The following is a 13,820-nucleotide window of genomic DNA, read 5'->3' as shown; positions in this document are numbered from 1 at the left end:
TAAAGAATGGAACAGGTACTTCAGCAATTCCGCGACCGCATTGCGGCCGCCCATGCCGCGCGCACCCCGCTGCTCCTGCGCGGCGGCGGCAGCAAGGACTGGTACGGACAGGCGAGCGAGGGCGAGGTGTTCGATACCCGCGCCTACCACGGCATCGTCGACTATGAACCGTCCGAACTGGTGGTGACCGCGCGCTGCGGCACGCCACTGGCCGAACTCGAGGCGGCACTCGCCGCGCAGAACCAGATGCTGGCCTTCGAGCCGCCCCATTTCGGGCCAGGGGCCACCGTCGGCGGCATGGTCGCTGCCGGCCTGTCCGGACCACGCCGCCAGGGCGCCGGTGCGCTGCGCGACTTCGTGCTCGGTGTCGACCTGGTCGACGGACGCGGCGAGCTGCTGCACTTCGGCGGCCAGGTGATGAAGAACGTCGCCGGCTACGACGTGTCGCGCCTGATGGCCGGCGCGCTCGGCACACTGGGCCTGTTGACCAGGGTGTCGCTCAAGGTCCTGCCGCGACCCGTGCGCGAGACGACGCTGGTGTTCGAGCTCGGCCAGCAGGAGGCGCTCGACAAGCTCAATGCCTGGGGCGGCCGTGCGCTGCCGCTGTCGTCCAGCGCCTGGCAGGACGGGCGCCTGGCGCTGCGCCTGTCGGGCGCGAACGCGGCCGTCAGTGCCGCCACGCGTGAGCTGGGTGGCGAAACAATGCCTGAGCCCGACCGTTTTTGGCACGACCTGCGCGAGCAGCGCAGCGCGTTCTTCGCCGGCGCCGGCGAAGGCACTGGCCTGTGGCGCCTCGCCCTGCCCACGACTTGCCCGCCGCTGGCCCTGCCGGGGCGCCAGCTGATCGAATGGGGCGGTGGCCAGCGCTGGCTGCGCAGCGAGGATGGCCTGGACGCCGGCGCCATCCGCGCCGCGGCGGCGGCACACGGCGGCCACGCGACCCTGTTCCGCGGCGGAGATAAACGGCTCGGCGTATTCGCGCCCCTGCAACCCGCGCTCGCGCGCGTCCACCAGCGGCTGAAGGAAAGCTTCGACCCGGCCGGCATCTTCAATCGCGCGCGCATGTACAACGAACTTTGACTGTCTTTTATTATGCAAACCAATCTGGCTGATTTCATCAAGGGCACGGCCGACGGCGACCAGGCCGAGTCCATCCTGCGCAGCTGCGTGCACTGCGGCTTTTGTACGGCAACCTGCCCGACTTACCAGCTGCTGGGCGACGAGCTCGATGGCCCGCGTGGGCGCATCTACCTGATCAAGCAGGTGCTCGAAGGCGTGCCCGCGACCGCCAAGACCCAGCAGCACCTGGACCGCTGCCTCACCTGCCGCAATTGCGAAAGCACCTGCCCGTCGGGCGTGCAGTACGGGCGCCTGCTCGACATCGGACGCAAGGTGGTCGACCGCCAGGTGCAGCGCCCGCTGCGCCAGCGCGCCGCCCGCGCCGCACTGGCCGAACTGCTGCCGCGGCGCTGGATCTTTTCGCCGGCGATGAAGGCCGGCCAAGCCCTGCGCCCGCTGCTGCCGGCCGCCCTGAAACAGAAGGTGGGCAAACGCACCGCGCCCACGGCCTGGCCCGGACGCGCCCACGCGCACCGCATGCTGGTGCTCGACGGCTGCGTGCAGCCGTCGATGGCGCCGAACATCAACGCCGCCGCCGCGCGCGTGCTGGACAGCCTGGGTGTGCAGCTGGTCGTGGCGCCGAAGGCAGGCTGCTGCGGCGCGCTGCGCCACCACCTCGACGAACAGGAAGCGGCGCTCGCCGATATCCGCCGCAACATCGACGCCTGGTGGCCATATGTCGAGGGCGTTGACGGCGGCGGCGCGGCGGTCGAGGGGATCCTGATGACGGCCTCCGGTTGCGGCGTGATGGTCAAGGACTACGGCCACCTGCTCGCGCAGGATCCGGCGTATGCGGACAAGGCGGCGCGCATCTCGGCGCTGACCCTCGACCTGTCCGAGACGCTGGCGCGCTTCGAGCCGGAACTGCGGGCGCGCCTGGCCGGACGCCAGGGCCCGCGCGTGGCCTACCATCCGCCCTGCACGCTGCAGCACGGGCAGAAGATCCGCGGTACCGTGGAACGCTTGCTGGGGCTGGCGGGCGTCGACGTTAAGCTGTGCCAGGACAGCCACCTGTGCTGCGGCTCGGCCGGTACCTATTCGGTGCTGCAGCCGGCCTTGTCGACCCAGCTGCGCGACCGCAAGATCGCCAACCTGGAGGCAACCGGTGCGCAGGAGATCGTCTCGGCCAACATCGGCTGCCAGAGCCACCTGCAGGGCGGCACCGACTTGCCGGTGCGTCACTGGATCGAAGTGATCGACCAGGCGCTGGCGGCGCAGCCTGTGCCGAAGGCTGCCTGATTCGATCAACACCAGGCTGTTGAACACGCCCGTCATCGATGGCAAACTGGGGGTCTGAACACTCACCCACTCAGGAGATTTTCTATGGCCACCATGACGGGCGGTAAGTTACCAGCAGCTAAACTCTCCGGCAAAAGCCTGCTGCGCATCGCGCTCGTCACGGCCGTGATCCTGCTGGTGCCGCTGGCCGCCATGCAGTTTACGCGCGAGGTGAACTGGACCTTGGGCGACTTCGTGGTCGCCGGCGTACTGCTGATCGGGACCGGCTTGCTGGTCGACCTGGCAGTGCGCAAGATCCGGACCCATAAGGCGCGCTTGATCACCATCGGCGCGATCGCGCTTGGCTTCCTGTTTGTTTGGGCGGAGCTGGCTGTTGGCATCGTCGGCAGCCCGTTCGCCGGATCCTGAGCCTCTCGAGAAGGCTGATGCCGGTCAGTTAAACTGGAACTGTTACGTTGACTGTCGCGTAACGTAGGGTGGGCTCCCGAGCCCACGCGGTGATACGTACCGGCTCTGGTGCCGTAATCGACGATCCTGATGGTACGTATCACGCGTGGGCACAAGTGCCCACCCTACGGTACTCGACGGCCAACGACACCGGTCATGGCCAGGGAAGGCCGCCTGTTTCATTCACGACACCCTCACAAGTCGTACTTCAGCTCCGCCAGGAAGGTGCGCTGCGGGTAGGGATGGAAATTCCAGTACTTGTAATTGTTCAGGTTATCGATCCCCAGGGCGACGCTCCACTGCGCATTGAGCCGGTACGTCGCGCGCAAGTCGGCCGTGAAATACTTGCTCGCGCCTTGGTACGCAAACCCGTTCGGGTCCGAATTGTCCAGGGTCGAAAACTGGTTGCCGCTATAGCGCGCGGCCAGGGTCACGGCAAGCTTGTCGTTGAAGCGATAGCTGGCCACGCCGGTGGCGCGCCACTTCGGAATACGCGGCTGGCGCTTGCCCACGCTGGCCGGAAACTTGTCGTTGCGCTCGATCGTCGAATCGGTCCAGGTGAGACTCGCATTCAGATCGAATCCCGGCCGCAGCACATCGGTCGCGCCATAGGCCAATTCGACACCTTGCGTGTCGATGCGTCCGACGTTCTGCACATTCGTCACGTTCGGCGTCACCAGCACGTTGGTCTGCGAATACAGCGCGTCGCGCGTGCGCTCGCCGAAGGCGGTCAGGCGCAGCGAGCCGGTCTCGAGTTTGCGCTCGGCCGTCAATTCTCCGGTCCAGGAGCGTTCCGGCGCCAGGTCCGGGTCGTTATTGATCAGCACGCCCGCGCCGTTCACGCCGCCCTGGTAGAGCTCGGACACGGTCGGCATGCGCACCGCGCGCCCGAGCGAGGCTTTGAGGGTCCAGTCGGGCGTCGCCTGCCAGGCCAGCGCCGCTTTCGGCGACGCGTAGTTTCCGCTGCGCTCGGGGTGCGTCACGGTAGCGGTCGCGTTCGCCGTGCGGCCTTCGCTCGCGTCCCAGCGTTCCATGCGCAAGCCGAGTACGGCTTTCCAGTCGGGTGCGAAGCGCCAGGTGTCCTGGGCATACAGGGCCTGGGTCCGGGTGCGTCCGCCGAAAGCCGCGTTACGCGCTACCGGGGCGCCGTCGATCCAGTCCGGCGTGGCGTTCTCGATGCTGGCCAGTTTATATGCTTCGCGCTGGTAGCCGAACTCGACGACATGCCTGCCTCCGGGCCGCCACACGCCTTTTGCGGCAAAGGTGTTCCAGCCGGTACCGCTGCCGTCGACGATGCGCCCTGCCCCGCCACCTAGCGCGCCCGGCACCGCCACCGTGGCGGCACGCAGCAGGTCCTGGTCGTAATCGTAGAGGCTGGCCGCCAGTTCCCAGTCGAACATGCCTTTCGTGTTGGTCTTCACCGAGAGGCCATGCATCACATGGCGCAAGGCTTCGTTCGACACATTGAAGTCGGTCTGGCCGAGCGTGTACCTCCGTCCGCCAACCGTCACCGGCCCGCTATAGACGGGCTGGCCGCTGCCGCCCCGCAGGTAGCTGTCGGGGCGGCCTTCGGATTCGTTGCGCCACAAGCCCAGCACATAGGTCGCGCGCAGAGTCGGCGAAAAGTCGTAGGCGAGCTTGGCTTTTACATGATCCTGCACCGTGTGGTATTGGGTGGCCGTCCCGAGTACGAGCCAGTCGCGGTAGCTGCGGTCCTGGCCGGGCACGGCGCCGCTCACGCTGTCGGGGGCGTTTGTTGCGACGCCGGCCGACGGCAGGCGGGTGACGAAAGTCTGGGGCTGGCCATCGCTGTCGTTGCGGCTCAGGTCGACAAACCAGGACCACGCACCCTGCCGGTTGCCGAGCGAGACACTCCCCTGGTGCCCGTTGAAATCATCGCGCGTGTTGTAGAGCCGGAACGGCTGATGCGACAGCGACAGCCTGGCGTGGGCTTCGAAGCGGCGCGGCATGCGCGTGACGTAATCGACGACGGCGCCGACGGAATTGCCGCCATAGGCCGCCGAGAAAGGCCCGTACAGCACGTCGACGCGCTCGATTTCGCTGGGGGTGACCATGCCCCAGCGCGGCGCGAAGGTCGCGCCGTTGCCGAGGTAGTTCGAGAGCAGGATGCCGTCGGCGTACACGGCCGAGCGCGCGCTGTTGCCGGTGCCCGAGGCGCGCGTCGACAGCACGGCGTGGTTGTAGTCGCCGATATAGCGCTTGCGCACCAGCAGGCTGGGCAGGTATTTGAGCGCATCTTCCGCGTCAAGGGCGTTGACGGTGCGCGCGATTTCCTCCGCCGTGATGCCTTCGATCGTGGTCGGGATCTGGGTCGGCAGCGAGGTCGGGCGGTTGCCGGTGACGATCACGGTGCCCATCTCTTTCTCGGGGGCTTCCTGGGCCTGCACACCGGTGGCGAAAGCGCCCGCGATGGCGAGCGCGAGGATCGATTTGCTTGGTTTCATTTTTTTCCTGTTCAGTACAGTCACGCAAGGAAGGTGCGTGAACCTTAGATGCTGTGACGCGGGCGCGCGTGCCGGCGACGGTCGAAAAACGCGGTCGCCTGCGCAGGCTGCGCGAGCCGGTGCATTCCATTCAGATGCAACATACCAAGAGGCATGTGCACCCGGTCAGCGGAAGATCAGGAAAGGCGCGGTGGCGCCCGCGACTGGGGCGCGGCCCAGTGGAACAGCGGCGTCGGCGCCGTATAGAACAGGGGAGGAAGAATGTGTCCGCCAATGGCAACGAAGGCGGCAGGCGCCTGCGGCAACAGGCCCGGCGCGTGGTGCTGGTCGACGCAATACGGACAGTGTTTGGATGGATCGGCAGCCGGCTCGGGAAGACCGGGCAGCTTGACGCCGGCCGTGTGGCCCACGGCGCTGCAAATCGGAAACTCGAGCGACTGCGCCGCCGCTGGCGCAAACGCATGCGACAGCGCCGGCGCGAGCGCACCGAACACGATCGCCAGTACGGCGATCCAGGCAGTCAGCGCACGTCGAAGAATCCGGGTCATGCGCAAAGTATAACGAAAGCGGCCCGCGCACGGTGCGCGGGCCGTCTCCTCTGCAAGGATTACGCCGATTCCTTGAGCTGATCGAGGATCGCCGGATTTTCCAGCGTCGACACGTCCTGGGTGATCGCTTCTCCCTTGGCCAGCACGCGCAACAGGCGGCGCATGATCTTGCCGGAACGCGTTTTCGGCAGGTTGTCGCCGAAGCGGATTTCCTTCGGTTTCGCGATCGGGCCGATTTCCTTGCCGACCCAGTTGCGCAGCTCGGCGGCGAGTTTCTTCGCTTCTTCGCCGGTCGGACGGGCCTGCTTCAGGACGACGAAGGCGCAGATCGATTCGCCCGTCGTCTCGTCCGGCTTGCCGACCACGGCCGCTTCGGCCACGATCGGGTTCGCCACCAGGGCTGACTCGATTTCCATCGTGCCCATGCGGTGGCCGGAAACGTTCAGCACGTCGTCGATGCGGCCGGTGATCGTGAAGTAACCCGTGTCCTTGTTGCGGATCGCGCCGTCGCCGGCCAGGTAGTACTTGCCGCCCAGTTCTTCCGGGAAATAGCTCGTTTTGAAACGCTCCGGATTGTTCCAGATGGTGCGGATCATCGACGGCCATGGACGTTTCACCACCAGGATGCCGCCCTGCCCGTTCGGCACGTCGGCCCCGGCTTCGTCGACGATGGCCGTCATGATGCCCGGCAGCGGCAGCGTGCAGGAACCCGGCACCATCGGCGTCGCGCCCGGCAGCGGGGTGATCATGTGGCCGCCCGTTTCCGTCTGCCAGAAAGTGTCGACGATCGGGCAGCGTTCCTGGCCGACGTTCTTGTAGTACCACATCCAGGCTTCCGGATTGATCGGCTCGCCGACCGAACCGAGCAGGCGCAGCGAGGACAGGTCGTAGTTCTTCGGATGCACTTTTTCGTCGACGTCGGACGCCTTGATCAGCGAACGGATCGCGGTCGGCGCAGTGTAGAAGATACTGACCTTGTGCTTGGCGATGGTGTCCCAGAAGCGGCCGGCGTTCGGGAAAGTCGGAATACCCTCGAACACGATCTCGGTGGCGCCGACGGCCAGCGGACCGTAGGCGATGTAGCTGTGGCCGGTGACCCAGCCGATGTCGGCCGTGCACCAGAACACGTCGTCCGGCTTGATGTCGAAGGTCCATTTCATCGTCAGCGCGGCCCACAGCAGGAAGCCGCCCGTGGAATGCTGGACGCCCTTCGGCGTGCCGGTCGAGCCTGACGTGTAGAGGATGAACAGCGGGTGCTCGGCATCGACCCATTCCGGCTCGCACTCTGCGCTCTGGTTCTCGACCAGTTCGTGCAGCCAGATGTCGCGCCCTTCGGTCCAGGCAATGTTGCCGCCCGTGCGCTTGTAGACGATGACGTCGCGGATGGTGTCGCAGCCGCCCATGGCAAGCGCTTCGTCGACGATGGCTTTCAGGGGCAGCGATTTGCCGCCACGCTGTTGCTCGTCGGCCGTAATGACGGCCACGGCGCCGGCATCGATGATGCGTTCCTGCAGCGATTTCGCCGAGAAGCCGCCGAACACGACCGAGTGGGTCGCGCCGATGCGGGCGCAGGCCTGCATTGCGGCCACGCCTTCGATCGACATCGACATGTAGATGATGACGCGGTCGCCCTTTTTGATTCCGCGCGATTTCAGGCCGTTGGCGAACTTGCAGACGCGCTCATGCAATTCACGATAGGTGGCGCGGGTAACCGTGCCGTCGTCGGACTCGAAGATGATCGCGGTCTTGTCGGCGTTGCCGTTCTGCAAATTGCGGTCGAGGCAATTGTACGAGGCGTTCAACTGGCCGTCGGCGAACCATTTATAGAAGGGCGCGCTGGACTCGTCGAGGGTGCTGGTGAAAGGCTTGTGCCAGTCGAGGTGTTCGCGGGCCAGGCGGCCCCAGAAGCCTTCGTAGTCGGCGGCGGCTTCGTCGCACAATTTGTTGTACGCGTCCATGCCGGAGATGGCCGCGTTCGCTGCGAACTCGGCAGGCGGCGGGAATACACGGTGTTCGTGTAGTGCGCCGTGGTCTTGATTGGTCTCGGTCTCGGCCATGCTAGTCTCCATAATAGTAATAGTTTTGCCATACCTTAGGCGTGCCCGCTTACTGAAGCCTTACGTCGTTGCGAGGCAGCCCTTCCCTATTCAGATGCGATTCTACCAACCTGCGGGCAAACCGATGCGGTCATCTGCAAGCGCGCGCGAGAGGTGTAAAATGATGGGCTGTATTTTGCCCGGCACTCTGGAGTCGTACTCGATGTCCCAACAGCTTCCCCCGAACCACACACCCAAGCTCACCCCGCTCAATCAGCTGATTTTCTCCAGCCGCTGGCTGCAATTGCCGCTTTACCTCGGCCTGATCCTTGCGCAGTGCGTCTATGTGTTTCATTTCTGGGTCGAACTGAAGGACCTGATCGGCGCCGCGATGGGCAACATCGATTCGCTCAACCACATCCTCGACGTCGTCACCGTCCCCGGTTCGATCCGCCCGACCAAGCTGACCGAAACGACCATCATGCTGGTCGTGCTGGGCCTGATCGACGTGGTCATGATCTCGAACCTCTTGATCATGGTGATCGTCGGCGGCTTCGAGACTTTTGTTTCGCGCATGAACCTGGAAGGCCATCCCGACCAGCCCGAGTGGCTCTCGCACGTGAACGCCTCCGTGCTGAAGACCAAGCTGGCGATGGCGATCGTCGGCATTTCGTCGATCCACCTGCTGAAAACCTTCATCAACGCCGGCGCCTACGATCCCAAGGTGCTGATCGCGCAAACCATCATCCACACCGTGTTCCTGCTGTCGGCGCTGGCGATCGCCTATACCGACCGCATCGTCACCTCCACGTACAACCAGTCCAAGCCTCATTAACACCTCCACTTCTGAGAATCGTCATGACCGTCATCAAACAGGAAGACCTGATCGAATCCGTCGCCGCGGCGCTGCAATACATCAGCTATTACCACCCGGCTGACTACATCCAGCACCTGGCGCGCGCCTACGAGGCCGAGCAAAGCCCGGCGGCAAAGGACGCGATCGCGCAGATCCTGACCAATTCGCGCATGTGCGCCGAAGGCAAGCGCCCGATCTGCCAGGACACCGGCATCGTCAACGTCTTCCTGAAAATCGGCATGGGCGTGCGCTTCGAAGGCTTCAGCGGCAGCGTCACCGACGCCGTCAACGAAGGCGTGCGCCGCGCGTACAACTTCGCCGACAACAAGCTGCGCGCCTCGATCGTCGCCGACCCGCATTTCGAGCGCAAGAACACGAAAGACAACACCCCGGCCGTGGTCCACATGGAACTGGTCGAAGGCAATACCGTCGACGTGAAGGTCGCAGCCAAGGGCGGCGGCTCGGAAAACAAGACCAAGTTCGTGATGTTGAATCCTTCCGACTCGCTGGTCGACTGGGTCATGAAGACCGTGCCGCTGATGGGCGCCGGCTGGTGCCCGCCGGGCATGCTCGGTATCGGCATCGGCGGCAGCGCCGAAAAGGCGATGCTGATGGCGAAAGAGTCGCTGATGGAAGACATCGACATGTACGAGCTGAAACAGCGCGGCCCGCAGAACAAGCTTGAGGAACTGCGTATCGAACTGTGCGACAAGATCAACGCGCTCGGCATCGGCGCCCAGGGCCTGGGCGGCCTGACCACCGTGCTGGACGTGAAGATCAACATGTACCCGACCCACGCCGCATCGAAGCCGGTCGCCATGATCCCGAACTGCGCGGCCACCCGCCACGCCCACTTCGTGCTCGACGGCTCGGGTCCTTCGTACATCGAACCGCCGGCGCTGTCGACCTGGCCTGACGTGCAGTGGACCCCGGACACGCAGAAATCGAAGCGCGTCGACCTGAATACGCTGACGAAGGAAGAAGTCGCATCCTGGAAGCCGGGCCAGACCCTGCTCCTGAACGGCAAGATGCTGACCGGCCGCGATGCTGCCCACAAGCGCATCCAGGACATGCTGGCCAAGGGCGAGCAGCTGCCGGTCGACTTCACCAACCGCGTCATCTATTACGTCGGCCCGGTCGATCCGGTGCGCGACGAAGTCGTGGGCCCTGCCGGCCCGACCACCGCGACCCGCATGGACAAGTTCACCGACATGATGCTGGAGAAGACCGGCCTGATCTCGATGATCGGCAAGGCCGAGCGCGGCCCGATGGCGATCGAATCGATCCAGAAGCACAAGTCGGCCTACCTGATGGCGGTCGGCGGCTCGGCCTACCTGGTGTCGAAGGCGATCAAGTCGGCCAAGGTGGTCGGCTTCGAAGACCTGGGCATGGAAGCGATCTACGAGTTCGACGTGCAGGACATGCCGGTCACCGTCGCCGTCGATTCGAGCGGCACCTCGGTGCACAACACCGGGCCGAAGGAATGGGCGGCGAAGATCGAATCGCTGAAGGGCATTCCGGTCAACGTGGCCTGAATACGTGGGGTGGACGGCTTGCCGTCCACCCGTTCACGTTTCGCATACCCGCCCATGCCATCTACCCTCCCCGACGCCCCCATCGGCATCTTCGATTCCGGCGTCGGCGGCTTGTCCGTCCTGCGCCACATCCGCGCGCAGCTCCCGCACGAACACCTGATTTATTTCGCCGACTCCGGCTTCGCCCCCTACGGCGGCAAGCCCGAACACGTCCTCATCGAACGCGTGCTGGCCATCGGCGCCTTCCTGGTCGAACAGGGCGCGAAAGCCATCGTCGTCGCCTGCAACACGGCCACGGTCGCCGCGATTGCCGCCCTGCGCGAACGCTATCCCGGCATGCCGATCGTCGGCGTCGAACCGGGCCTGAAACCGGCCGCCGCCGCCAGCCGCAACGGCCTGGTTGGCGTGCTCGCCACCGAACGCACGCTGAGCGGCACCAAGTTCCTGCTGCTGCGCGACCAGATCGCGGAAACGACCGGCGCCCGCTTCCTGCTGCAGCCCTGCATTGGGCTGGCCGACCAGATCGAGTTCGGCACCCTCGAGTCGGCAGAGACCGATGCCCTGCTGCGCCGCTTCATCCTGCCGCTTCTGGAAGAAGGCGCCGACACGCTGGTGCTCGGCTGCACCCACTACCCGCTGGTGCAGGCATCGATCGAGCGCGTGATCGCAGGCAGCACGGATCGTCCGGTCACGCTGATCGACACCGGCGAAGCCGTGGCCCGCCAGCTGGCGCGGCTGCTGGCGGCCGGCGGCATTTCGCGCGCGGCGACGGATGCGCCTGCCCGCCTCGATGGCTACACGAGCGCCAGCAGCACCGCGCTCGCGAGCGCCTTTTCCGGCCTGCTCGGCCTCGACCCGCCGACCCACGAGGTCGTCGCGGACAGCGCGGGCGGCATGTTGATCGGGCAGAACAATTAGATTTGCCAGTTGGCCGTGAAGTTTGTATAATCTCGTTCTGTCTCGGCAGTGCTGAGATAGAAAAGCAAGACAATGGTGGCTGTAGCTCAGTTGGTAGAGTCCAGGATTGTGATTCCTGTTGTCGTGGGTTCGAGTCCCATCAGCCACCCCAAGAATTCGCAGTAAAAAGAAAGGCTTACATGCTTCGGCGTGTAAGCTTTTTTGTTTTCCGATGATTCTCTTTATGAGTACCTAGGCGGTGCGTGGTTGCAGTCTGATTCCGCTCAACACCCGCGCAGCCATCACGCGTAAATTCGAAAAGCCTTTTGGCGGGGCAAGCGTGTGTTTTTGCCTTCAGTGCATTTCAACTTCGTTGAGGTGATCAGCGTGGCCGTCGTGGACAAGGATATTCTGGCTGGGCTTTCCACGTTCATCGTGCTTCTGCTTGTGGGCACCATCTTTCGACGCTTGCACGGCGGTGGCGACGGTGCGCTCGATCCCCTGGGAGATCGCGTTGCATGCGGGCTCCTGGCCGTTCCGCTGATCTTCCTCCTTGTACGCCTGGCTTTCCCCAAGGAAGACCCGGCCTGGGCACTTGCCGCTCCTTTGCCGGTCCTTGTCTACACGGCCTTGCTTGCCGGTGGCGACACGGAGTGGGAAACGATCAAGACCCATTTTACGAAGATTCTCTTCGGGACTCTTGTTGCCCTTTATCTCTTCGGCGCCGCCTATTTTATCGGAGCGCACGCCAACGGCGGCGTGACCTTGACTGTGACGAAGACAGTATCAGGCAAGTAAGCCTACAAGCCTCCAATCGGCGACTGCCGGCCAAAGCCGTCTACTGCGCAACGTCCAACTGCTCGTGAACGGCCATCGCAATCGTCCCGAGTTCATTCTTCGTCACCCCCGCCGACAAGGCATAGCCGAACTTGCCATCGATCCAGTAGAACACGCCGACCGGTCCTTCCTGGGCAAAGCGGAAACCGGTATCGCGGTTGTGCGTCTGCCCGGTCGACACATACAAGGTCAGGCGTTGTCCCGCGAGGTTGTGATACATGAACTGTGCAACCGGTCCGCTCTCGCCGGGCAAGAGCCGGCCTCCAATCAGCTCGTAGCCGAGCTTGCCCAAGTGCGGCGGCCGGACGGGCGCGCCGAGCCGTTTGGAGAGCCAGGCAACGAGGTGCTGCTCCTGGTCGGCGCCGACTTCGACCGGATGCCGCAGTTCGGGACTGTAGACCACGTGCGCGATGGCGGCCTGGCGCGGCAGGCTGTTCGCGGCCGGCCCCGCGTCCGCACTGAGAGAAACCGCGCCGTGCGCATCGGCCGCGGCGCGCAGCGTCCAGCCGGCAAGGCCACCGGCGAAGGCGATCGCCAGCGCCGCCGCACAACGCCCGGCGGGACCGCTCCACCAGGCGCGGCGCGGCGCCGGAGCGCGCAGCGCCGTGGGGATGGGTTCATCGAGCACCGGATCGAAGAGGCGGTGCAGTTCGCGGTTTTGCTCGCGGTAGGCGGCAAGCCTTTCCGCTTCGTCGGGCCGGGTCAGCAGCCAGGCCTCCACCTCGGCCTGGCGCGCCGGCGGCAACAGGCCATCGACATAGGCATGCAGGTCTGCTTCGGTCACTGGTAAGCCATTCATTTGATTACCTGCAAGGAGGCGGCAGGCGCCGCCCTCCCCTCCATCAAGGCGCGCAGGCTCGCGCGTCCGCGCGACAGGCGCGACATCACGGTCCCGGCCGGCAAGCCGAGTGCCTGGGCCACCTGGTCGTAGCTCAGTCCCTCCAGCGCGACCAGCAGCACGATTTCGCGCTGCTCCGCCGGCAGCAGGTCGAGCGCGGTCTGCATGTCGCGCACCTCCAGCCGCGCGGCCGGGTTGGCAGCCGGGGATGGATACGGCGCTTCGTCGTCCAGCGCCGTCGTCTGCAGGCGCCGCGCACGCATCTGGTCCACGTGCAGGTTATGCATGATCCCGAACAGCCAGGCCCGCATGTCGCCATCGCGGCGCCATTCGCCGATCCGGCTCCAGCCACGTTCGACGGTGTCCTGGACCAGGTCGTCCGCGCCGTTGCGCTCGCCCACCAGCGCCCGCGCGTAACGGCGCAGGCGCGGGATGCAGGCAAGCAGCTCTACGTCGGGGTCAAGCATGGCGAAAGCGGGTGCGCAGCCGATACGCTCAATCGGACACGACGTGCCAGACATCCTTGACCTTGTCGCCCTTCCGCTCGCCCGGCTTCGTATCCTGGGCATAGAGGTACAGGGGTTTGCCGTTGCGGGCCAGTTGCCTGCTGCCGTCGTCGCGCGTGATCACCGAATAGGGGGCCGCATAGCTCGCTGCCGTGGCAGGCACCGCCGGCCAGAGGCCGATACATGGCCCGGCGCAGGCGCTTTGACCGCTGCCGGCGACGTCCTTGTCGAAGGTATAGACCGTCATGCCCGCATCGTTGACGAGCACGCCGTCGGCGGTGCGCAGCGGGGGACTGGACATCGAGGCACAGGCCGAAAGGGCCAGCATGATGCTTGCGGTGCCGAGTGCGGTACGGATAAAGGGCATGGCGATCTCCTGTTGTTGTGGTTGGGATACCTGTCGTATACGCAAACGGCAACGGGATTATTCCATGTCGGTAAAAATATTTTTCGGCTTTCGCGTCGACGACGAAAAAGGCCACCCGCAGGTGGCCTTT

Annotated in this window: 13 protein-coding genes and 1 tRNA gene; 8 read left to right on the top strand and 6 right to left on the bottom strand. The window is 65.0% G+C overall.

Going from position 1 to position 13,820, the window contains the following annotated elements:
* Positions 1–6 precede the first annotated feature (6 nt).
* The 3 genes from glcE to ACI48I_RS11475 all read left to right on the top strand — a co-directional run bounded on the left by glcE (position 7) and on the right by ACI48I_RS11475 (position 2,766).
* Positions 7–1,080 (top strand): glycolate oxidase subunit GlcE, encoded by a 1,074-nt coding sequence (gene glcE, locus ACI48I_RS11485; protein ID WP_498574242.1) that lies wholly within the window; start codon positions 7–9, stop codon positions 1,078–1,080.
* Between the two features lie 12 nt (positions 1,081–1,092).
* On the top strand, positions 1,093–2,358 hold the full coding sequence (gene glcF / locus ACI48I_RS11480) for a glycolate oxidase subunit GlcF (RefSeq protein WP_498574241.1): 1,266 nt from the start codon (positions 1,093–1,095) through the stop codon (positions 2,356–2,358).
* An 84-nt stretch (positions 2,359–2,442) separates the two neighbouring features.
* Positions 2,443–2,766: a hypothetical protein gene (locus ACI48I_RS11475; RefSeq protein WP_498574240.1), complete on the top strand. Its 324-nt coding sequence runs from the start codon at positions 2,443–2,445 to the stop codon at positions 2,764–2,766.
* A gap of 233 nt (positions 2,767–2,999) precedes the next feature.
* Here ACI48I_RS11475 and ACI48I_RS11470 read toward each other — a convergent pair whose 3' ends face one another.
* The 3 genes from ACI48I_RS11470 to acs form a co-directional block, all read right to left on the bottom strand.
* Complete coding sequence (locus ACI48I_RS11470; protein WP_498574239.1) at positions 3,000–5,270, bottom strand: TonB-dependent receptor; 2,271 nt, start codon at positions 5,268–5,270, stop codon at positions 3,000–3,002.
* 176 nt (positions 5,271–5,446) lie between these two features.
* Complete coding sequence (locus ACI48I_RS11465; protein WP_498574238.1) at positions 5,447–5,818, bottom strand: DUF2946 domain-containing protein; 372 nt, start codon at positions 5,816–5,818, stop codon at positions 5,447–5,449.
* A gap of 59 nt (positions 5,819–5,877) precedes the next feature.
* Entirely contained in the window at positions 5,878–7,875 is a 1,998-nt protein-coding gene (gene acs / locus ACI48I_RS11460) for an acetate--CoA ligase (protein ID WP_498574237.1), read from the bottom strand.
* A 202-nt stretch (positions 7,876–8,077) separates the two neighbouring features.
* Here acs and ACI48I_RS11455 point away from each other — a divergent pair, with 202 nt between their 5' ends.
* The 5 genes from ACI48I_RS11455 to ACI48I_RS11435 all read left to right on the top strand — a co-directional run bounded on the left by ACI48I_RS11455 (position 8,078) and on the right by ACI48I_RS11435 (position 11,940).
* A complete protein-coding gene (locus tag ACI48I_RS11455; RefSeq protein WP_193686778.1) occupies positions 8,078–8,689 on the top strand; it encodes a TIGR00645 family protein in 612 nt (203 codons plus the stop codon).
* A 23-nt stretch (positions 8,690–8,712) separates the two neighbouring features.
* Complete coding sequence (locus ACI48I_RS11450) at positions 8,713–10,245, top strand: fumarate hydratase (protein ID WP_193686779.1); 1,533 nt, start codon at positions 8,713–8,715, stop codon at positions 10,243–10,245.
* A gap of 54 nt (positions 10,246–10,299) precedes the next feature.
* Positions 10,300–11,163: a glutamate racemase gene (gene murI / locus ACI48I_RS11445; RefSeq protein ID WP_498574236.1), complete on the top strand. Its 864-nt coding sequence runs from the start codon at positions 10,300–10,302 to the stop codon at positions 11,161–11,163.
* A gap of 75 nt (positions 11,164–11,238) precedes the next feature.
* Positions 11,239–11,314 (top strand) — tRNA-His (locus ACI48I_RS11440).
* Between the two features lie 215 nt (positions 11,315–11,529).
* Positions 11,530–11,940 carry a hypothetical protein gene (locus tag ACI48I_RS11435; RefSeq protein ID WP_498574235.1) on the top strand — a complete coding sequence of 137 codons (411 nt, stop codon included), beginning with the start codon at positions 11,530–11,532 and terminating at the stop codon, positions 11,938–11,940.
* A gap of 40 nt (positions 11,941–11,980) precedes the next feature.
* On the opposite strand, the gene ACI48I_RS11430 is transcribed toward ACI48I_RS11435, so the two are convergent.
* The 3 genes from ACI48I_RS11430 to ACI48I_RS11420 are packed head-to-tail and all read right to left on the bottom strand — an operon-like array spanning position 11,981 to position 13,690.
* Positions 11,981–12,778: an anti-sigma factor family protein gene (locus ACI48I_RS11430; RefSeq protein WP_498574234.1), complete on the bottom strand. Its 798-nt coding sequence runs from the start codon at positions 12,776–12,778 to the stop codon at positions 11,981–11,983.
* Complete coding sequence (locus ACI48I_RS11425) at positions 12,775–13,284, bottom strand: RNA polymerase sigma factor (RefSeq protein WP_498574233.1); 510 nt, start codon at positions 13,282–13,284, stop codon at positions 12,775–12,777. Before ACI48I_RS11425 ends, ACI48I_RS11430 begins: the two co-directional genes overlap by 4 nt.
* 28 nt (positions 13,285–13,312) lie before the next feature.
* On the bottom strand, positions 13,313–13,690 hold the full coding sequence (locus ACI48I_RS11420) for a COG4315 family predicted lipoprotein (RefSeq protein WP_498574232.1): 378 nt from the start codon (positions 13,688–13,690) through the stop codon (positions 13,313–13,315).
* Positions 13,691–13,820 lie beyond the last annotated feature (130 nt).

This window comes from Massilia sp. LXY-5, assembly GCF_059801075.1.
Note: the sequence above shows the minus strand (reverse complement) of the source record. Positions and strands in the feature narration are given on the sequence as shown.

Bases quoted from the DNA above. Each gene is read 5' to 3' on its own strand.
- glcE (WP_498574242.1), top strand. From the start codon at position 7: ATGGAACAGGTACTTCAGCAATTCCGCGACCGCATTGCGGCCGCCCAT.
- glcF (WP_498574241.1), top strand. From the start codon at position 1,093: ATGCAAACCAATCTGGCTGATTTCATCAAGGGCACGGCCGACGGCGAC.
- ACI48I_RS11475 (WP_498574240.1), top strand. From the start codon at position 2,443: ATGGCCACCATGACGGGCGGTAAGTTACCAGCAGCTAAACTCTCCGGC.
- ACI48I_RS11470 (WP_498574239.1), bottom strand. From the start codon at position 5,270: ATGAAACCAAGCAAATCGATCCTCGCGCTCGCCATCGCGGGCGCTTTC.
- ACI48I_RS11465 (WP_498574238.1), bottom strand. From the start codon at position 5,818: ATGACCCGGATTCTTCGACGTGCGCTGACTGCCTGGATCGCCGTACTG.
- acs (WP_498574237.1), bottom strand. From the start codon at position 7,875: ATGGCCGAGACCGAGACCAATCAAGACCACGGCGCACTACACGAACAC.
- ACI48I_RS11455 (WP_193686778.1), top strand. From the start codon at position 8,078: ATGTCCCAACAGCTTCCCCCGAACCACACACCCAAGCTCACCCCGCTC.
- ACI48I_RS11450 (WP_193686779.1), top strand. From the start codon at position 8,713: ATGACCGTCATCAAACAGGAAGACCTGATCGAATCCGTCGCCGCGGCG.
- murI (WP_498574236.1), top strand. From the start codon at position 10,300: ATGCCATCTACCCTCCCCGACGCCCCCATCGGCATCTTCGATTCCGGC.
- ACI48I_RS11430 (WP_498574234.1), bottom strand. From the start codon at position 12,778: ATGAATGGCTTACCAGTGACCGAAGCAGACCTGCATGCCTATGTCGAT.
- ACI48I_RS11425 (WP_498574233.1), bottom strand. From the start codon at position 13,284: ATGCTTGACCCCGACGTAGAGCTGCTTGCCTGCATCCCGCGCCTGCGC.
- ACI48I_RS11420 (WP_498574232.1), bottom strand. From the start codon at position 13,690: ATGCCCTTTATCCGTACCGCACTCGGCACCGCAAGCATCATGCTGGCC.